Source organism: Zobellella aerophila, from assembly GCF_039539325.1.
GTDB classification, from domain to species: Bacteria; Pseudomonadota; Gammaproteobacteria; order Enterobacterales; family Aeromonadaceae; genus Oceanimonas; species Oceanimonas aerophila.
The window spans coordinates 561960-579279 of the sequence record NZ_BAABCX010000002.1 but is presented as its reverse complement, the minus strand read 5'-3'; the positions used below and the strand labels follow the sequence as shown (position 1 = coordinate 579279).

Annotated in this window: 17 protein-coding genes; 7 read left to right on the top strand and 10 right to left on the bottom strand. The window is 59.2% G+C overall.

The genetic code is table 11. The features are described 5' to 3' along the window. Positions 1-4 precede the first annotated feature (4 nt). The 8 genes from ABD806_RS10335 to ABD806_RS10300 form a co-directional block, all read right to left on the bottom strand. On the bottom strand, positions 5-817 hold the full coding sequence (locus ABD806_RS10335; protein ID WP_344957588.1) for a response regulator transcription factor: 813 nt from the start codon (positions 815-817) through the stop codon (positions 5-7). A 54-nt stretch (positions 818-871) separates the two neighbouring features. Then, positions 872-2836 (bottom strand): acetoacetate--CoA ligase, encoded by a 1965-nt coding sequence (locus tag ABD806_RS10330; RefSeq protein ID WP_344957586.1) that lies wholly within the window; start codon positions 2834-2836, stop codon positions 872-874. Between the two features lie 135 nt (positions 2837-2971). Beyond that, positions 2972-3592: a maleylacetoacetate isomerase gene (maiA, locus tag ABD806_RS10325; RefSeq protein WP_344957584.1), complete on the bottom strand. Its 621-nt coding sequence runs from the start codon at positions 3590-3592 to the stop codon at positions 2972-2974. Next, the gene (locus ABD806_RS10320) at positions 3579-4565 is read right to left on the bottom strand and encodes a fumarylacetoacetate hydrolase family protein (RefSeq protein ID WP_344957582.1); all 987 of its coding nucleotides are present in this window, start codon (positions 4563-4565) and stop codon (positions 3579-3581) included. Before ABD806_RS10320 ends, maiA begins: the two co-directional genes overlap by 14 nt. A gap of 255 nt (positions 4566-4820) precedes the next feature. After that, the gene (locus tag ABD806_RS10315) at positions 4821-5951 is read right to left on the bottom strand and encodes a homogentisate 1,2-dioxygenase (protein ID WP_344957580.1); all 1131 of its coding nucleotides are present in this window, start codon (positions 5949-5951) and stop codon (positions 4821-4823) included. Then, positions 5944-6162, bottom strand: a complete 219-nt coding sequence (locus ABD806_RS10310) for a DUF2783 domain-containing protein (protein WP_344957578.1) — start codon at positions 6160-6162, stop codon at positions 5944-5946. The genes ABD806_RS10315 and ABD806_RS10310 overlap by 8 nt, the downstream gene beginning before the upstream one ends. Beyond that, positions 6155-7837, bottom strand: coding sequence for an FAD-dependent oxidoreductase (locus ABD806_RS10305; protein WP_344957576.1), 1683 nt, complete (start codon positions 7835-7837; stop codon positions 6155-6157). The genes ABD806_RS10310 and ABD806_RS10305 overlap by 8 nt, the downstream gene beginning before the upstream one ends. A 24-nt stretch (positions 7838-7861) precedes the next feature. Continuing rightward, positions 7862-8830 carry an MBL fold metallo-hydrolase gene (locus ABD806_RS10300; RefSeq protein WP_344957574.1) on the bottom strand — a complete coding sequence of 323 codons (969 nt, stop codon included), beginning with the start codon at positions 8828-8830 and terminating at the stop codon, positions 7862-7864. Between the two features lie 254 nt (positions 8831-9084). Here ABD806_RS10300 and ABD806_RS10295 point away from each other — a divergent pair, with 254 nt between their 5' ends. The 4 genes from ABD806_RS10295 (at position 9085) to ABD806_RS10280 (ending at position 12631) form a co-directional block, all read left to right on the top strand. Beyond that, positions 9085-10119: a TRAP transporter substrate-binding protein gene (locus ABD806_RS10295; protein WP_344957571.1), complete on the top strand. Its 1035-nt coding sequence runs from the start codon at positions 9085-9087 to the stop codon at positions 10117-10119. Beyond that, complete coding sequence (locus tag ABD806_RS10290) at positions 10116-10631, top strand: TRAP transporter small permease (protein WP_344957569.1); 516 nt, start codon at positions 10116-10118, stop codon at positions 10629-10631. The genes ABD806_RS10295 and ABD806_RS10290 overlap by 4 nt, the downstream gene beginning before the upstream one ends. A 1-nt stretch (position 10632) precedes the next feature. Beyond that, entirely contained in the window at positions 10633-11931 is a 1299-nt protein-coding gene (locus ABD806_RS10285; protein WP_344957567.1) for a TRAP transporter large permease, read from the top strand. Positions 11932-12139: 208 nt separating this feature from the next. After that, positions 12140-12631: a MarR family winged helix-turn-helix transcriptional regulator gene (locus tag ABD806_RS10280; protein WP_344957565.1), complete on the top strand. Its 492-nt coding sequence runs from the start codon at positions 12140-12142 to the stop codon at positions 12629-12631. Positions 12632-12728: 97 nt separating this feature from the next. Here the strand turns inward: ABD806_RS10280 and ABD806_RS10275 are convergent, their stop codons facing one another. Next, a complete protein-coding gene (locus ABD806_RS10275) occupies positions 12729-13487 on the bottom strand; it encodes a helix-turn-helix domain-containing protein (RefSeq protein ID WP_344957563.1) in 759 nt (252 codons plus the stop codon). A 197-nt stretch (positions 13488-13684) separates the two neighbouring features. Here ABD806_RS10275 and ABD806_RS10270 point away from each other — a divergent pair, with 197 nt between their 5' ends. Together ABD806_RS10270 and ABD806_RS10265 are read left to right on the top strand one after the other, a co-directional pair. After that, positions 13685-15391: an FAD-dependent monooxygenase gene (locus ABD806_RS10270; RefSeq protein WP_344957561.1), complete on the top strand. Its 1707-nt coding sequence runs from the start codon at positions 13685-13687 to the stop codon at positions 15389-15391. Then, positions 15388-15591, top strand: coding sequence for a hypothetical protein (locus ABD806_RS10265; RefSeq protein ID WP_344957559.1), 204 nt, complete (start codon positions 15388-15390; stop codon positions 15589-15591). The genes ABD806_RS10270 and ABD806_RS10265 overlap by 4 nt, the downstream gene beginning before the upstream one ends. 440 nt (positions 15592-16031) lie before the next feature. Here the strand turns inward: ABD806_RS10265 and ABD806_RS10260 are convergent, their stop codons facing one another. After that, a complete protein-coding gene (locus tag ABD806_RS10260) occupies positions 16032-16607 on the bottom strand; it encodes a DUF2939 domain-containing protein (protein WP_344957558.1) in 576 nt (191 codons plus the stop codon). Positions 16608-16790: 183 nt separating this feature from the next. Between ABD806_RS10260 and ABD806_RS10255 the strand changes: the two genes are divergently transcribed. Continuing rightward, on the top strand, positions 16791-17174 hold the full coding sequence (locus ABD806_RS10255) for a SpoIIAA family protein (protein ID WP_344957555.1): 384 nt from the start codon (positions 16791-16793) through the stop codon (positions 17172-17174). The last annotated feature ends 146 nt before the right edge of the window (positions 17175-17320 follow it).

Below are 17320 nucleotides of genomic sequence, written 5' to 3'. Positions count from 1 at the left end.
GTATTTAGGCTTGACGTCCGTTGTCCAGGGTGATCAGGTGATTGAGGAACATCAGAAACAGGTCGGCTTGGGAGTTCAGGTTCAGTTTGGCATAGGCCCGTTTGCGGTGGTTCTTGACCGTGCCTTCGCCTATGCCCAAACGTTCGCCGATTTCCCGTGAGCGATGGCCGAGGAGCACCAGGCGCAGTATTTCCCGCTCACGTCGGGTCAGTAGCATATCGCCCAGGCTGTCGAAGGCCAGATCGATACGGGCTTTGACATTATCCTGGTCCGGAGGGGCCGACGACAGTTCGCCGCTGAGCTTGCCCCAGTGCTGTAGGCACAGATTTTGGAGCAAGGGCTCGAGCTGGCGCAGGGTGGCCAGCTCTTCCTGGCCTGGGGCGGCATGCTTGCCCAGGCGGCCGAGGGAAAACACCACAGTCACCTCGTCGTTCACCCGGCTGATAATGCCCACTTCGTCGTGCCAGCCGGTATTCTGGTAAAAGCCCCGATAGTAGTCGCTCTTGGTAAAAAAGCGGGGAAACAGTTCGGACAGCAGGTAGACGCCCGGAGCCATCCCCGACTGCACCGCCTGGTAGAAGGGATCTTCCCGGTAGGACTGGTGCAGGTAATGTTCGAACAGCACCTGCCGTTGCTCGGTGAGGGAGTCGTACAGATAGATGGGCTTGTGGCTCCGGCTATAGCCGAGCACGAGGGCGCAGTCGAAGGCCAGGCTGGTATTGATAAAAGCCAGCAGGGCACGGGGAAAGGCCGGGGTATGGATGGCGGCCACCGCCTCGGACAGGGCCGGCAGCCAGGAGGGACTGAGGTGTGACATCGAATGGCTCTCTGTATGTGTCTATTCACACCTTGGCCGGATTAGCGGAGCGGGTCAAGAGGCCAACTCCGGCCGTTCTTTAAAATATTCCAGCGTCTCCGGGTTGGCGAGGGCGCCGATATTTTTGACCGGCTCCCCATGCACCACGTTGCGTACCGCCAGCTCGACAATCTTGCCCGACTTGGTCCTGGGCACATCATTCACCGCCAGGATTTTGGCCGGGACATGGCGCGGCGTACACCGGCTGCGAATACGTTGGCGAATGGCGGCCTCCAGCCCGGGGGTCAGCTCAGCTCCTTCCGCGAGTTTGACAAACAGCACCACCCGTACGTCCTGCTGCCAGTGCTGGCCGATCACCACCGAATCCAGAATGGCTTCGAACTGGTTGACCTGGCGGTAGATCTCGGCGGTGCCGATGCGCACCCCGCCCGGATTGAGCACCGTATCGGAACGGCCGTAGAACAGCATGCCGCCCTGGGGGCTCAGCTCGACAAAATCCCCATGGTGCCAGACATCCGGGTAAGTGGCCCAGTAGGCGTCGTGATAGCGGCGGCCGTCGGCATCGTTCCAGAAGCCGAGGGGGCGGTTGGGGAAGCTGTTGCAGCAGACCAGCTCGCCGCGTTCGCCCCGCAATGAGCTGCCCTGATCGTCGAACACCTGCACATCCAGCCCCAGGCCGATGCACTGGCATTCACCCCGGTAGACGGGACTGATGGGGTTGCCGAGCACGAAGCAGCCGCAGATATCGGTGCCGCCGGCGATGGAGGCCAGCTGCAGGTCTCCCTTGATGCCTTGGTAGACATAATCGAACTGTTCCGGTGCCAGCGTCGAGCCGGTGGAGCAGAGCGTGCGCAGGGCGCTCAGGTCATGGCTGTCGGCCGGCCTGACGTGTTGTTTTTCCAGTGCTTCCAGATATTTGGCCGAGGTGCCGAACAGGGTCATGCCCGCCTCAACGGCCCAATCCCACAGCACTGCTGCGCCGGGTACAAAGGGTGAGCCTTCATACAGCAGCAGGGTGGCGCCGCTGGCCAGCGCCGAGGCCAGCCAGTTCCACATCATCCAGCCGCAGGTGGTGAAATAAAATACCTTGTCGCCGGGACGGATGTCGGAATGCAGCCGGTGCTCTTTCAGGTGGTTGAGCAGTATGCCGCCCGCCGAATGCACTATGCACTTGGGCTGGCCCGTAGTGCCCGAGGAATAGAGGATATAGAGCGGCGCGTTGAAGGGCATGGGGGTGAATGCGAGCCGGGCGTCCCGGTACCGGGCCAGCAGCTCGGGCCAGAGCCGGACCCGCTCCCGCTCGCTCAGCCTGTGCTGGCCGATATAGGGGATCTGCACCCAGTACTCTATGCTGTCGATGGCGGCGACGATGTCCCGGGCTTTTTGGCTGGTGTCGTGCAGCTTGCCGTTATAGCGGTAGCCGTCGGCGCTGAACAATACCCTGGGCCGGGTCTGGCCGAAGCGGTCGACCACGCTGTCGACCCCGAAGTCCGGCGAGGTGGAGGTCCACACCGCCCCCAGGCTGGTGGTGGCCAGCATGGCCACCACGGTTTCCGGCAGGTTGGGCAGATAGCCGGCCACCACATCGCCCGGGCCTATCCCCTGCTCCCGCAAGAACCGGCTGACGGCCGCGACCTGCTCCCCGAGCTGCCGCCAGCTTAAGGCGCGATGGCCCTGGCCTTCGGCCTGGAACAGCAAGGCGTCCCGATCGGCAAAGGCCTGGCCATGGGCCAGCAGGTTTTCGGCAAAGTTCAGCCGGGCCTGGGGGAACCAGATGGCTCGTTCGGCACTATTCGGCTCTACTACCAGCGGTTCACCCTGCTCACCGATCACCCCGGCAAAGTCCCACAGGCTGCTCCAGAAGGCGGGGCTGTCTTGCACCGACCAGGCGTGCAGGCCGGCGTAATCGGTCAGGTGCAGCTCAAAGCGCCGGTTTACCTGCTGTATAAAATCGTGCAACAGGCTTTGCTTTATACGGGCGGGAGAGGGTTGCCATAACAGGGCGTTTTGCGGTCGCATAACCTTGTCCTTGTCGATGCCGTGGTCATTCAAGCTTAACAAGAGAATGCAGGCTTGGGAGGGCGGCTGGACAGATCCCGCCGACCGAAGTGGGTGATTATCGCATGTGGGCAATGGGGCCGCTTGGCCCCTGATTTATTGTTGATCCGGGTGAGCCCGGTGAAAGGCCTCCAGCCGGTTGCAGGCCTGTTCGATGGCGGTGAGCCGCGGATAGGGCGTCATGTCCAGCTTGAATCGATGGGCGTTATAGAGCTGAGGGATCAGGCAGATATCCGCAAGACCGGGAGTGTCACCACAGCAGAACGGCGTGTCGCTGCCGCTCAGCTGTTGCTCCAGCGGCGCCAGCCCCTGTTGCAGCCAGTGGTGATACCAGCTGGTTTTCTGCGCTTCGCTGATGCCGAGTTCGCCGGTCAGGTACTTGAGTACCCGCAGGTTGTTGAGCGGGTGGATATCGCAGGCGACCTGCTGGGCCAGGCTGCGGATGCGGGCCCGCTCAAACGGCGAACCCGGCAGCAGGGCTGGCTCCGGGTAGCGCTCGTCCAGGTATTCGATAATGGCCAGGGACTGGCCGAGCACGCCTTCGCCGGTATCCAGGCTGGGCACCAGGCAGGTCGGGTTCAGCGCCCGGTAATCATTGCTCCCTTGGGCACCGTCCAGCAGGGAGACGGGGCTGGCCTCATAGGCCAGCCCTTTCAGATTAAGCGCGATACGTACCCGGTAGGCCGCGGAGGAGCGCACATAGTCATAGAGTTTCATATTTCACGACCCGTTGATCGATGGCGCCGAAGATGGACTGGCCCTGCTGGTCGAGCATCTCGATACGCACCCGGTCGCCGAATCTCATAAAGGGGGTCTTGGCCGCGCCCTGGTCGATGATCTCCAGCATGCGCCGCTCGGCCAGGCAGCAGGAGCCGGTGCTGCGATCTTCGTTCGACACCGTGCCCGAGCCGACGATGGCGCCGGCGCACAGCGCCCGGTTGAAGCTGACATGGGCCACCAGCTGGGCAAAGTTAAAGGTCATGTCGGTGCCCGCATCGGGCTCGCCGAACAGCTGGTCGTTGAGGTGCACCCTGAGTCTGTGGTGTACCTTGGTGTCCTGCCAACTGTCACCCAGTTCGTCCGGGGTCACCGCCACCGGCGAAAAGGAAGAGGCCGGTTTGGACTGGAAGAAGCCGAAGCCCTTGCCCAGCTCGCCCGGGATCAGGTTGCGCAGAGACACATCGTTGACCAGCATCAGCAGCTTGATATGGGTGCCGGCCTGCTCCGCGGTGGTGCCCATGGGCACGTCGTCTGTGATCACCGCTACCTCGCCCTCGAAATCGATACCCCAGGCTTCGTCGGCCAGGCGGATGTCCTCGCGCGGGCCGATAAAGCCGTCGGATACGCCCTGGTACATCAGCGGATCTGTCCAGAAACTGGCGGGCATCTCGGCGCCGCGGGCCTTGCGCACCAGTTCAACGTGGTTGACGTAGGCGCTGCCATCGGCCCACTGGTAGGCGCGGGGCAGGGGCGAGGCGCAGGCGTCCTGGTCGAAGGCGAAGCTGTCGGCGCAGGCGCCGTCGTTCAACTGCTGGTACAGGGCCTGCAGTTTGGGCTCGGCCCCCACCCAGTTGTCCAGGGCGGCCTGCAGGGTCGCAGCGATACCGGTGGCCTTGACCGCCCGGCTCAGATCCCGGGATACCACGATCAGCTGGCCGTCGCGGCCCTGTTTCAGAGAGGCTAATTTCACAATATTCTCCTTAAGATAAATCTATCGACGCCAAAGCTGGTTAATAAACGGGGTTGGTTGGCCTCTAAACCGACCGTTGGCGCCATGGCCGGAAAATGCTCCTGCCGTTCCGGCATTCCCGCCATCCCTGGCGGTCAGTGACGCCGTTGAGCCCCCATGGATGGGTTCCCGGCGGGTCGGTGTGAGGACAATGAATCCCGTTTTTCTCCTTACTAACGTCAGCGCCTATTTTTAATTTGTCGCTTCCGGCTCTCTTCAGCCTTTCACCTGCCAGGAATTAACATAGTCGATATTCTCCACCCCTTCGGGCAGCTCGGCCACTTCCAGCGGCAGGCGAGTGTCGATCATCACCGCCACTTCATCGGTTTCGGTACGGGCGTGTTTGGCGCCGGCGGCGAAGGCCTTGGGATGGGGACCATGGGTAAAGCCGCAGGGATGCAGGGTGACCATGCCCGCCTCGATGTTGTCCCGGCTGAAGAAGTTGCCCTTGTGATAGAAGATGACTTCATCGTAGTCGTCGTTGTTATGGTAGAAGGGCACCTTGAGCGCACCGGGATCCGACTCGATCGGCCGGGGCACGAAGGTACAGATCACGAAGCCGTTGGCCACGAAGGTGGTGTGGGCGGACGGCGGCAGATGGAAACGGTGGCTCATCAACGGACGGATATCGCGCCAGTTGAGTTTAAACACCGTCAGATCGCCTTTCCAGCCCTGGGCATCCAGGGGGTTGAAGGGGAAGGTGATGCAGTTCATCTGCTCCCGGGCCTTGAGCAGCACCCGCCAGTCACCGGCTTCGGCCTGCTGGGCCTTGAAGGCGTCGTCGATGCGCGGATACTCGAGGATGGCCGGATCGAACACCGCGTGCTGGCCGACCAGTCCGCGTTCGGCGGTCATGTAAGAGCCGGCGGTGGCCTCAATCATCAGCATGGTGACCGGCTCATCCAGCTCCAGGCGCCAGCTGGTGGAGCGGGGCAGTATGATGTAGTCGCCGTCACGGAAACTCATATGGCCGTAATCACAGTAGAGATGACCGCTGCCCTGGTGGATAAACAGGCATTCGTCGCCGTCGCCGTTGCGCACCAGATGGTCCATCGAGCGGCTGCTTTTCCAGATGCGTACCTTGGTGTTGGCATTGTGCAGCAGGGGCGTGGCATCCCAGGGGGTATGACCCGGCTGCTCCAGTTTGTTGGTGTCGAAGGCGCGGGGCCGCAGCGGTCCTTCCCAGGCGCTCCAGCCGGTGGGGGCATGATCGTGATACATATGGGTCGCCGGACCGAAAAAGCCCTCCTTGCCGATTTCCCGCTCGAAGGTGCCATCCGGCATGTCACAGTGGGCCTGGTGAGACGTGTTCCCCTCACGGATGGGGAACTGGAACCATTTACGCATGAGCCTTCTCTCCTTGCATTTCCATCGAGCCGGCTATCTCAAGAGCCTGCTCGAGTATCTGGGTATCGCCAATATGATTGGCCAGTAATAAGATAAGTCTGGCATTGATCCGCAGACTGCGCTCCACGTCGTCGACCCGGTGCAGCTTGATCAACCGGCTGTAGATATGGTCCGGATCCGGGCAGTTCAGGGTCAGCTTCAGATCATTCATGCTCAGTCTCCTCGAGGTTGGCACAGGCTCTGGCCTGGGCCCGACGGACATCCTCGATATCCCATCGGCGCCAGCGGGCGCAGACGTGTTGATCCGGGCGGAACAGGTAGAGGCTGCCCGGGGTGGCGTCGAAGCGTTCGAACAGCACCCCTTCCCGGTCTTGCAGCAGCGGCAGCCCTGCGCAGGTGCCCCGGGCGCCCTTCGCCAGCAGCACCAGGACGCGGATTGGCATATCACCCTGCTGCAGGGCCTGCAAGGCGCCGACCGGCACCTGCTCGGCGTCATCGGCAAAGAACAGGGCACAGAACTCATTGCCCAGCTGGTTAAGCAGCCAGGCCAGTTCGCCGTCCGCGGTGAGCACGGGACCATCGGTGGCCACCACGCCCGGCGCCTGCCGGTCACCGAAGGCGTCCCGATCCGGCGTGTTGAGCGCCGAGTCCAGCAGCCGGCTGGGCAGCGACAGCCGGCCCGAGTTAACGAAGCCCTGGGCGAAGGGGTAATCCCTGGCCAGCGCCAGCACCTGATCCCGGAACACCCGGCTGACCTTGTTCTTGGGGCTGATAAAGTCGGTGGAGCGGGTGGAGTTCAGGATATTTTCATCCGCCGCCTGACTGCGCTCCTGCTGATAGCTGTCCAACAGCCGCCGGGGTGCCTTGCCGTCCAGGACCCGTTTCAGTTTCCAGATCAGGTTGTCCGCATCCTGGATCCCGGAGTTGGCGCCGCGGGCGCCGAAGGGGCTGACCTGATGGGCGGCATCGCCGATAAAGATCACCCGCCCGTGCACGAATTTGTCCATGCGCCGGCACTGGAAGGTGTAGACGCTGACCCATTCCAGCTCGAAATTGTCGTGGCCGAGCAGGGCACGCACCCGGGGGATCACCTGCTCGGGCTGTTTTTCAAATTCAGGATCCGCGTCCCAGCCCAGATCGAAGTCGATGCGCCACAGGTTATCCGCCTGCCGGTGCAGCAGGGTGGACTGGCCCCGATGGAAGGGCGGGTTAAACCAGAACCAGCGTTCGGTCGGGTAATCGCCCTGCATCAGCACGTCGGCTATCAGGAATCTGTCCTGGAAGATCTGCCCCTTGCTCTCCAGCCCCATCAGGGTGCGGATGCCGCTGTTGGCGCCGTCGGCCACCAGCAGATAGTCGCAGCGCAGCCGGTAGAGGCCGTCCGGGGTCGTTATATCCAGCAGTACGCCCTGTTCAGACTGGCTCAGGCCGGTGACCCGGTTTTTCCAGCGCAGATCGATCAGTGCTTCGTCCTGGATCTGCTCCACCAGGAACTGCTCGAAGTAATATTGCTGCAGGTTGATAAAACCGGGCCGGCGGTGGTGGGCTTCCGGCTGTAGGTTGAAGTCATAGACCGCGCCCTCGCCGGCGAATACCCGGCCCCGGTTCCAGGTTATCCCCTTATCGACCAGGCGCTGACCCGGCCCCAGCCGGTCCATGATCTCCAGGGTGCGCTTGGCATAACACACGGCCCGGGAGCCGATGCTGACGGTGTTGTTGTCGTCCAGCACCACTACCGGCAGGCCCTGGCGGGCGCAGTCCAGCGCCGCCGCCATGCCCACCGGACCGGCGCCGATGATCACCAGCGGGTGGTGCACCGGCTGCTCCGCTTGCTGGTCCGGGCTGGCCCGATAGTCGTACACCGGATTCTGATAGGTAGCTTGCATCCTTGGCTTCTCCCTGCTGCCTTGTTAAGACTGCTGTTCCAGTACCTGCTGCAGGCTGTGCCACATTTCGGTATCCCGCTCGGCGGTCCAGATGCGCGGGTCGGCATGGTCACCGGCTTCGTCGTAGCAGCGGGTAATGTCGAACGGCAGGCAGTGATCGAAGATCACCCAGTGGCCATACTGGGGCGCCAGCTGCGCATAGGTTTCCTTGTAGCAGTCGGCCAGGCTCAGGCCCCGGGCGCGGCCGTCGGCCACGCTCTGGAACATGGTGCGGATAAAGTTGCGGGTGCCTTCTATGGCTTCTCGGCACTGCTCTGGGCTGGTCAGGGCATCGCCCCGGCCGGGCACCAGCTGGTTTGGATTAAGTGCCAGCAGGTTACCCAGGGTCTGCGGCCAGTCTTTATGATAGGCGTCGCCGCTGTAGGGGGTGGCGCCGTATTCCACCAGATCGCCGGCGAACAGTATGCCTTCTTCCGGCAGCCAGGCGATGGTGTCGCCCTTGGTGTGGCCGCGCCCCACATGCATGATCTCCACCCGGCGGTTGCCCAGATCCAGGGTCATGCGCCCGTCGAACACGACATTGGGCCAGGTCAGGCCGGGCACCGACTCCACTCCGGCGAACAGGCGGGGGAAACGGCCGACTTCCGATTCGAAGTCCTGCTGGCCCCGTTCCTGGATCAGTTCGAAGGTCTGGCGGCTGGCGATGATGTTCTCCGGCTGGTAGGCAGAGGCGCCCAGTACCCGTACCGCATGATAGTGGCTCATCAATACATGCTTGATCGGCTTGTCGGTCACTTCCCGTACCCGGCGGATCACGTCTTCGGCCATCACTGGGGTGGCCTGGGTGTCGATCACCAGGGCCGATTGCTCACCGATGATGATGCCGGTGTTGGGATCTCCCTCGGCGGTATAGGCATAGACGCCAGGAGCGAGTTGCTTAAAGGTGACCTGTTTTTCTTCCACGTCGGCGTGAGAGGCGAATTGCTTGCTCATCATCTGTTCCTTATGAATTGCGGATTAGCGACAGTTTGAAATCAATATTTGGTTGCATATGTAACTAATATGGCGATATGCAATGTGTCTGGCAAGTGTTTTTTTGGTTAATTTATTGTGGGAGTTTTTTTGTTGAATATGGTGTTTTTTGCTTATATCTTGGTTTTCGACTGAACTCGTGCCGATTTTTCATGCAGGGAAGTCAGAAAATAAAAAATGGATTTAAATTTCATATGAAACTAATGAGGTGGGTTATGTTAGGTCGCAAACTCAGTATGCTGGCCCTGGTCGGCACCCTGTTATTCGTCCCCTGCAGCGCCTGGTCGGCGGAGAAGGTGATCCGTATCAGCACCTGGGGCTCTCCCCAGCATGGCATCAACACCCTGGTTTGGCCTACTTGGGGGAAATGGGTGGAAGAGGCCACCGAGGGCAGGGTCAGCGTCAAGGTGGAATATGATCTGGGACCTGCCGACTCCCAGATAGACCTGGTCACCGACGGCATAGGGGAGGTGAGCTGGGTGTTCCACGGCCATAAGCCGGGCCGGTTTAACCTGACCCAGTTGCCGGAAATCCCCACCCTGACCCGGGATGTGAATTCGGAAGTCGCCTCCGCCGCCTACTGGCGTGTCCATGAGCAGTACCTGAGTAAAGGGGGGGAGCACAGGGGAGTGGTGGTGCTGGCCACCGGGGTGCACGGTCCGGGCGAGATCTTCACCAAGGAAAAGGTGGAAAGCCTGGCCGATCTGAAAAACAAGAAGATCCGCATCGGCGGCGGCATCATGGCCACTCTGGCCCAGGGCATGGAGCTGACGCCGGTCAGCCTGCCGCCCACCCGCACCTATGAGGCCCTGGCCCAGGGAGTGCTTGACGGCGCCCTACTGACACTGGAGTCCCTGAAAAGCTTCCGGATCGGGGAAGTGGCGCCCTATACCCTGAGCATACCGGGCGGCCTCTACCGAGGCAGCTTCACCATAGTGATGAACCCTGACACCCTGGCCGGCCTGTCCAAGCAGGATCAGCAGGCGATCCTGGCGGTGTCCGGCGAGCGGCTGTCCCGCCTGTTTGGGCGCATGATGGACCAGGCCGATGCGGAAGGCGTGGCGTATGCGGAGTCCATCGGCAACACCGTTACCCCGGCCTCGCCCGAGCTGATGTCGCAGCTCAATACCCTTTCCAGTGGTCTCGAGCAGGACTGGCTCAAGCTGGCGGCCCGCAAGCCGGCGGTGGACGGGGAAGCGGCGCTGACCTATTACCGGCAGCAATTGCGTGAATTGCAGGAGGCGATGTGAAGTTCCTGACCCGGCTGAACGGCACCATAGAGCACAGCCTCACCTTTATTGCGGGAAGCAGCCTGTTTGCCATGATGCTGCTCACCTTCGCCGACGTGGTGGGGCGCAACCTGTTTAATCACCCCATAGTGGGGGCCATCGAGTTGCTCCAGGTACTGCTGGCGCTGATGCTGTTCAGCGCCTTTCCCCTGGTGACCTGGAAGGAGGAGCATATCTGCGTGGACCTGCTCGACAGCCGGTTTCCCGCGCGCTGGGTCAACCTGCGGCAGCTGGCGATCAACCTGCTGTGTGCCGTCGCCCTCGGGCTGGTGGCCATGCGCAACTGGGAACTGGCCGGGCGCTCCCTCGACTACCAGGAAATGACCGATATGCTGGGCATTCCCCTCGGCTATGTGACCTACTTTATTGCGGTGATGGGCGGACTGGCGGCGCTGTTGACCCTGGGCAACGGCATCTTGTATCTGCTGGGTGGCGGCCGTCTGCCTGCCGCGCTGACCGAAAATGGAGGCTGAAATGCTGATCTCTCTGGTGGGCTTTGTGGCCCTGTTGGTTCTGGTATTTTTACGCCTTCCTTTGGCCTTTGCCATGGGAATGGTCGGTTTTTTCGGTTTTTGGTATCTCATCGATTACAACTGGGCGGCGGCCATGGCGATGGTCGCCCGGCGCATCATCGATACCGGTCAGGATTACAGCCTGTCAGTGATCCCGCTGTTTATCCTGATGGGCAACCTGGTGACCAGGGCGGGCTTGTCCGGGGAGCTGTACCGGGCATCCAACGCCTTTGTCGGTCATCGCAAGGGTGGCCTGTCGATGGCCACCATCTTGTCCTGCGGTGCCTTTTCGGCCATCTGCGGTTCCAGCCTGGCGACCTCGGCCACCATGGCCAAGGTCGCCATGCCGCAGATGCGCAAGTACGGCTACTCCGACGCCCTGGCCACCGCCTCCATCGCCGCAGGCGGCACCCTGGGCATACTTATTCCGCCCAGCGTGATGCTGGTTATCTATGGCCTGCTCACCGAAACCAGCATTCGTGAACTGTTTGCCGCCGGCTTCCTGCCCGGCCTGCTGGGCGTGTTGCTCTATCTGGGGGCGGTGCGCTGGGTGGTGGCCCGGGATCCGGATGCTGCCCCGCCCATGGCGCGCCTGAGCTGGCCGGAAAGATGGCAGGCATTGAAAGGCGTGCTGTCCACCCTGCTGCTGTTCGTGGTGGTGATGGGCGGTATCTATATCGGCTGGTTCACACCGACCGAGTCGGCCGGTATCGGCGCCATGGGGGCCTTCGTGCTGGCCCTGTACCGGCGAGCCCTGAATTATCGGGTGCTGAAGACGGTATTGCTGGATACCGCCAAAACCTCCGCCGTGCTGTTTGCGGTGGTGATCGCGGCGCTGATCTTCTCCAACTTTATCAACCGGGCCGGGCTGCCCGACGCCATGCTGGAGCTGGTGGCCGGACTGAGCCTCTCACCCTGGCTGGTGATAGCATTGATCCTGCTTATCTATATCCTGCTGGGCTGCGTGTTTGAAAGCATGTCGATGTTACTGCTGACGGTGCCGGTGTTTTTTCCGCTGGTCGCCGGGCTGGGCTTCGATCTGATCTGGTTCGGCATAGTGGTGGTGGTGGTTACCGAAATCAGCCTGATCACGCCGCCGGTGGGCATGAATGTGTTTGTGCTGTCGGGGGTGATGAAGGACATCAAGACCTCGACCATCTTTAAAGGGGTGGTGCCCTTCTGGTGCGCCGATATCATCCGCCTGGCATTGATAGTGGCGATACCGGCCATAGCGCTGTTTTTGCCCGGATTGATGTACTGAGTCGGCGGTGACGAAACATCAACAGTAGCGGGACACATCCTAATACCCGTTGGTTAACCGGAACAATGGGCCGAACCGACCTCATTTCGACTGGCAGTAGGCCCAGCTATGACGTCGACGGCCGGCTAAGCGACCGAGACTCATCCCGTCGCTGCATCACATGGTGAGGAGGGGCGATTGATGGTACAGGCCGGTCATGATTGCCTGTATGATGGAAGTGGTTCCCGTTGTTGCCCTGTATATCGGAAATAAAGTGAAAGAGATAAAGCATTTTGTGCTGGATGATTTTGTTCCCTATAAGCTGGTATTGACCGCCGAACGGGTCAGTAGCCGGCTGGCGGAGCTATATTCCAAGGAGTTTGGCATCACCCGGCCCGAATGGCGGCTGTTTGCCGCCATCGGCCATAGAAAGCAGGTGATAGCCCGGGATCTGGCCGCCATCAGCAGCATGGACAAGGTCAAGGTCTCCCGCGGGTTGCAGGGGCTGGAAGACAAGGGGTTGATCGTCCGCACCCCTGTGCCCGAGGATCAGCGGGCCGCCTTGGTGAGTCTGACCGAGGCGGGCCTCACCCTGTATCGACAGATGGTACCCAGGGTGCAGGAGTGGGAAGCCAGCCTGATCGACTGCCTGTCGGCCTCCGAGTACCGGGATCTGGTCAGCGGCCTGGATCGCCTGCTGAAACGGTTGGATGAAATATAAGGGCTACGCCGTAGATGTTGAATGGCGATGTGAAAGTGTCATGTTGAACTGTGATGGCGTTGTTCCGATAGGCCGACTCAATTCTGGGCGGCTTCGCCTACGCTGTTTGTAACAAGGTGACCAGTTCGGATTTACGGTTGATCCCCAGCTTCTGATAAGCCCTGCGTCGATAGGTGATAACGCTGGTTTCGGCTATATTCAGCTGCCTGGCGATGGCTTTACTGGTCAGGGCATTGGCAATCAGCCTACATATTTGTGCTTCACGCTCAGAAAGACCCGCCAATAACAGGCCGTTGTTATTGCGCGTGATGGTTTTTTCCTGCCGCCTTAACTGCCTGATCAGCAGGGCGCTGATGATCGGAACCGATTGGCTTAGCTGTTCGAGTTCAGTTACGCTAAAGGCCTGCTCCGAGGCTGCCCGGTAAAAGTTGATATAAAATAAATTCCCACTGACTTCGTCCTGAACCATGATGGCAAATTTGCTGTTCAAATCCGCGTTATTGAAAAAACGCTGGCGATATACGGCCGGCAGGGATTTATGCAGTATCAGCTGACAAACCGGCTGAAAGCCGTTCAGTAATACTTTTTTAGCCAGCTCCTGTAATAACGCATCTTCCTGGTAAGGACCATCTACATAAAGAGACGCCAGCTTCAGTCCCAGATGAGGATGGCGCTGGTTATGGGCCAATCGACAGACTGCCTCACTACCATCCGGTTTCAATTCAAACACCATAGTCTGCTCTATACGCGCAAGGCCTCTCATCAGTTGAAAGAAACGTGGATAAAAACGTTCGCTGCCCAATGCCTCGATGCAGGAGGCGGTCGATAAATAAAAAATGTTCAGTTCTGCCGGCATGGTGATGATTTTCTCCAGGGGAAATGTCCTCTTTTTTAGAGGACACAGCCGGCATCATATACCTTTTAACATTTCATCATCAAGCAACAGTCAGCTAACAAGGCTGCATTTAAATAAACATATCCGTATTTAAATAAACATGCAGGAAACCGGTGGATAACTGCCGTTTCGTGAAAAACACAGACAGGAATCAACTCATGCATCAGCCGGACATGCAAGCCCGAACATCCCTCTACTACGATTATCAGCTGTTTCCTTTTGTTTGTCCGCCCGAGCTCAAGGGGAAGGTCAATCGGCATCCGGTGGCCATTGTGGGCGCCGGACCCATAGGTCTGCTTTGCGCCCTGAATCTGGCTCAGCAGGGCGTGGCCAGTGTCGTGTTGGAGTCGGAGGCGCAGGTTTCCATGGGCAGTCGAGCGATTGTCTTCACCCGTCGTTCCATGGAAATTTTGCAGCAGGCAGGGGTCGCTGAACGCATGCTGGAAAAAGCCTTGCCCTGGCGTTGCGGTAATTCTTTTTATCAGGGAAAGCGGGTGTTTCGCATGGAAGCGCCGCATCGGGAAGATGATCGCTTCGAACCACTCAACAACTTGCAGCAGCAGTACCTGGAGCAATACCTGCTGGAGCAGGCTGCGGCTTCGCCATTGGTCGAGGTGCGCTGGGCCAGTAAGGTGGTGACCGTCAGTCAGGACCAAGAGGGGGTGCTACTGGGTATGGATACCCCCGAGGGGGAATATCAACTCCAGGCTGACTGGCTGATAGCCGCAGACGGTGCTCGCTCTCATGTTCGCAAGGCCCTGGGGCTGAGGATGACGGGCAGCAGCTACAGTGGCAACTTTGTCATTGCCGATATTCGTATCGATCTGGATCTTCCCACTGAACGATTGGCATTTTTTGATCCCGTCTGGAATCGGGGGAATACGGTGTTGATGCATCGTGAGCCTGAAGGTATCTGGCGGATAGATTATCAATTACCAGAGGGAGAAACGGCGGAGCAGGCGTTGTCCACCGACTCCCTGCATGAAAGGATCAACGCCCAATTGGCGATGATGGGAATAACGGCAGACTGGGAGATGGACTGGTGTTCTGTTTATTCAGCCCGAGCCATGACCCTGGATAACTATCGTCATGGTCGGGTGTTGTTCTGTGGTGATGCCGCTCATCTTTTGCCTATCTTTGGGGTGAGAGGAGCCAATACCGGCTTGCAGGATGCGCAAAATCTGTCTTGGAAGCTGGCCATGGTGGTCAAGCAGCAGGCCGGCGCTACATTGCTGGATAGTTATTCTGCAGAGCGGGTAGCCGCGGCGCGGGAAATTATAGATGAGGCAGGCAAGAGTACCCGCTTTATGACTCCGCCTTCCCGGGGCTATCGGTTATTGCGGGATGCAGTGCTGTCGCTTTCCCTGAAGGAAACGTTTGTAGGTCCCCTGTTCCATTGGCGTACGTCACGTGCCCATGATTATCGACAGTCTCTGCTGACCCTGCCGGATCAGCCGGGCTTTGTACGGGGGCCAGAGCCGGGAGCACCATTATTGAATATGCGTTTGCGCGAGGACTATTTACTGGATTACACGGGTAACCGATTTAATCTGCTGCTGTTCAGCGATAACAATACCGTACCGGAAACGATACAACGACAGTTGGACGAGCTGAATGAGCAGGGGCTGTCCATGGGTATTATATTGCTGTCACCAAGCGTTACCGACAGCAGTGTGACCGGCAATCTGACGTTATTGTCCGATGAACAACTGCGTTGTCGACATGCCTATGGTGCCCAGGACGGCTCTGTCTATCTGGTGCGGCCGGATCATCATGTCAGCGCCCGCTGGATAGAGGGAACAGATATAGCGTTTAGCGACATTCTGGAACAATTATTAGCCACCAAACTGGGAGTAATGGCATGAGTATCAGCAAACAGCCGTCATTATCTATTGTTGACCTTGAATTGTGTTATGACCGACTGGCCGAGACGCTGGATGAAATCGGAACCGAGCAGGAGAGCCTGTTTTTAACCAAACTGGTTCTCTATCTGGCTAACCAGACAGCTGATGGAGCCTTGGTTGAGGCTGCGATCGCTCAATGCCGGCGGGATTTACCATGCTGATATCTGCTTCCAATCCGTTTATCTATCAGGGATGAACAAAGAGGGATAAACAAAGAAGCCGGATAGGCCGGTGAGCCATCAAACGGCCGGAAAGGTTATTATACCAATTTGAGTAAACATCTGGTCATTTTTAAACCTGATCTCAGAGGCAACACAGTCGCACCCACGACACGCCATAGGCTAAGGCCATCTCTGTTGCCTCTTATCGAGCACCGAGTTGCCTGTAGACGACGCCAACAGGCAACTCCCTGGCATCGGGGAAGATAAAGGGATCTGCTCCGCCGACCCTCCGCGCCAGGGCCGGAAAATGCTCCTGCCGTTCCGGCATTTCCGCCATCCATGGCGGTCAGATGGCGCGGTGGAGCTACATGAAGGTATTCACGACGTGTCGGAGGAGTTGGCCCCTTGTCCGACCTTTGCAGAGCAACCAAACAGAGCAGTTATTTAGCCTGTTTGCTATTATCCAGCGGCAGTACTATGGCGGTCAGCTTCCACTCCAGCCCACGGCGCCGCAGGATAAACCGGGCTTCTTCCTCGTTTTCGTCCTTCATGGTCACCACAAAGGTATTGGGCGAGACATAGCCCATGCTGGCATCGGAAAACGGCTTGTTAGGTTTGTAGGGGTCGGACTGGGAGCCGCTTTGAGTCTTGTTCTGGGACGACGAACGGCTGGGTATGCCGGGGGCCGGGGTTTCGCCACGCATCAGTTGCTCTATACCGGCTGGTGTCATATAGGTATCAACCAGGCCATCCACCATCATATTGGCAAAGGCGGCGCCCAGGGCGGTGAAGGGATTCTGCTTAATCTCGCCGCCCAGGCCCTGTAACAGCCGGGCATTGAGCTGATCTTTCAGGCTCTGGCGGACGCTGTCAAACTCTACGTGTTGCGCCAGCGCCCGGCTGTCGCGCCGATCGGCCGCCTCCCTGATCTGGTTGACGGTGATATAGGGCATGGCCGCCAGATAGCCGAGGGCGGCGACCGCCAGCAAGGCTACCAGGTATTTCATCTTTAACATCTCAGGTTCCCGCATATCGATAATTGGGCCTAAGGCTGCATCCAAATGGCGGCAGGATCAAGCCGTAAGTCGCCGCCCTGGCCGCGTGTTTTTTTGCCCAGTTTTATGCCGTGTTAGCCAAACAGGACCCGCAATTAGAACCATACTTAGCGGGTGTAAGCGGGCACAGTGGAGGGGAAGCGGATGTTGGAAGCACATGGCATGGCGGTTGAACTGGATAGGCAAGGCGATACCCTGCTGCTCACCATCAAGATTTACGGCGATATTGCCTACGACGATTTCATGGAGATGGAAACCCAGGTAGAGCAGGCGCTGGAGGAGATGGAAACGCCTAAAATCAAGGCCTTAATCAATATGATCGACTTTAATCACTGGGAAACCATGGCCCTGTGGGAGGATATTGTGTTTACCCGCAAGTACGCCAAGGCATTTACCCGGGTAGCCATAGTGGGCGTCGATCTCAGGGAAAGGCTGATGGCAAAGCTGGCCCAATGGTTTATCGAAGGGGAAGTGAAATATTTTGAAAAGCTGGGCGAGGCCCAAGCCTGGCTGGAAGCTGAAAAGTAACATCATGACGGGGCCATCTTGACCATGTTGCCGGCTGAAAGTGCCAGTTACTGGCGCACGGACGCGTGCTCCGGGTGGTTGCAGGTGATATCGGCTTTCATCCCGATGCAGGCCCTTGTCTTCTACGCAAGAGCTGTCAGAATCCA

Coding starts and splice junctions, on each gene's coding strand:
- ABD806_RS10265 (WP_344957559.1), top strand. CDS start 15,388: ATGAGTATCAGCAAACAGCCGTCATTATCTATTGTTGACCTTGAATTG.
- ABD806_RS10305 (WP_344957576.1), bottom strand. CDS start 7,837: ATGCAAGCTACCTATCAGAATCCGGTGTACGACTATCGGGCCAGCCCG.
- ABD806_RS10300 (WP_344957574.1), bottom strand. CDS start 8,830: ATGAGCAAGCAATTCGCCTCTCACGCCGACGTGGAAGAAAAACAGGTC.
- ABD806_RS10270 (WP_344957561.1), top strand. CDS start 13,685: ATGCATCAGCCGGACATGCAAGCCCGAACATCCCTCTACTACGATTAT.
- maiA (WP_344957584.1), bottom strand. CDS start 3,592: ATGAAACTCTATGACTATGTGCGCTCCTCCGCGGCCTACCGGGTACGT.
- ABD806_RS10255 (WP_344957555.1), top strand. CDS start 16,791: ATGTTGGAAGCACATGGCATGGCGGTTGAACTGGATAGGCAAGGCGAT.
- ABD806_RS10330 (WP_344957586.1), bottom strand. CDS start 2,836: ATGCGACCGCAAAACGCCCTGTTATGGCAACCCTCTCCCGCCCGTATA.
- ABD806_RS10310 (WP_344957578.1), bottom strand. CDS start 6,162: ATGAATGATCTGAAGCTGACCCTGAACTGCCCGGATCCGGACCATATC.
- ABD806_RS10280 (WP_344957565.1), top strand. CDS start 12,140: ATGATGGAAGTGGTTCCCGTTGTTGCCCTGTATATCGGAAATAAAGTG.
- ABD806_RS10285 (WP_344957567.1), top strand. CDS start 10,633: ATGCTGATCTCTCTGGTGGGCTTTGTGGCCCTGTTGGTTCTGGTATTT.
- ABD806_RS10295 (WP_344957571.1), top strand. CDS start 9,085: ATGTTAGGTCGCAAACTCAGTATGCTGGCCCTGGTCGGCACCCTGTTA.
- ABD806_RS10260 (WP_344957558.1), bottom strand. CDS start 16,607: ATGTTAAAGATGAAATACCTGGTAGCCTTGCTGGCGGTCGCCGCCCTC.
- ABD806_RS10335 (WP_344957588.1), bottom strand. CDS start 817: ATGTCACACCTCAGTCCCTCCTGGCTGCCGGCCCTGTCCGAGGCGGTG.
- ABD806_RS10315 (WP_344957580.1), bottom strand. CDS start 5,951: ATGCGTAAATGGTTCCAGTTCCCCATCCGTGAGGGGAACACGTCTCAC.
- ABD806_RS10275 (WP_344957563.1), bottom strand. CDS start 13,487: ATGCCGGCAGAACTGAACATTTTTTATTTATCGACCGCCTCCTGCATC.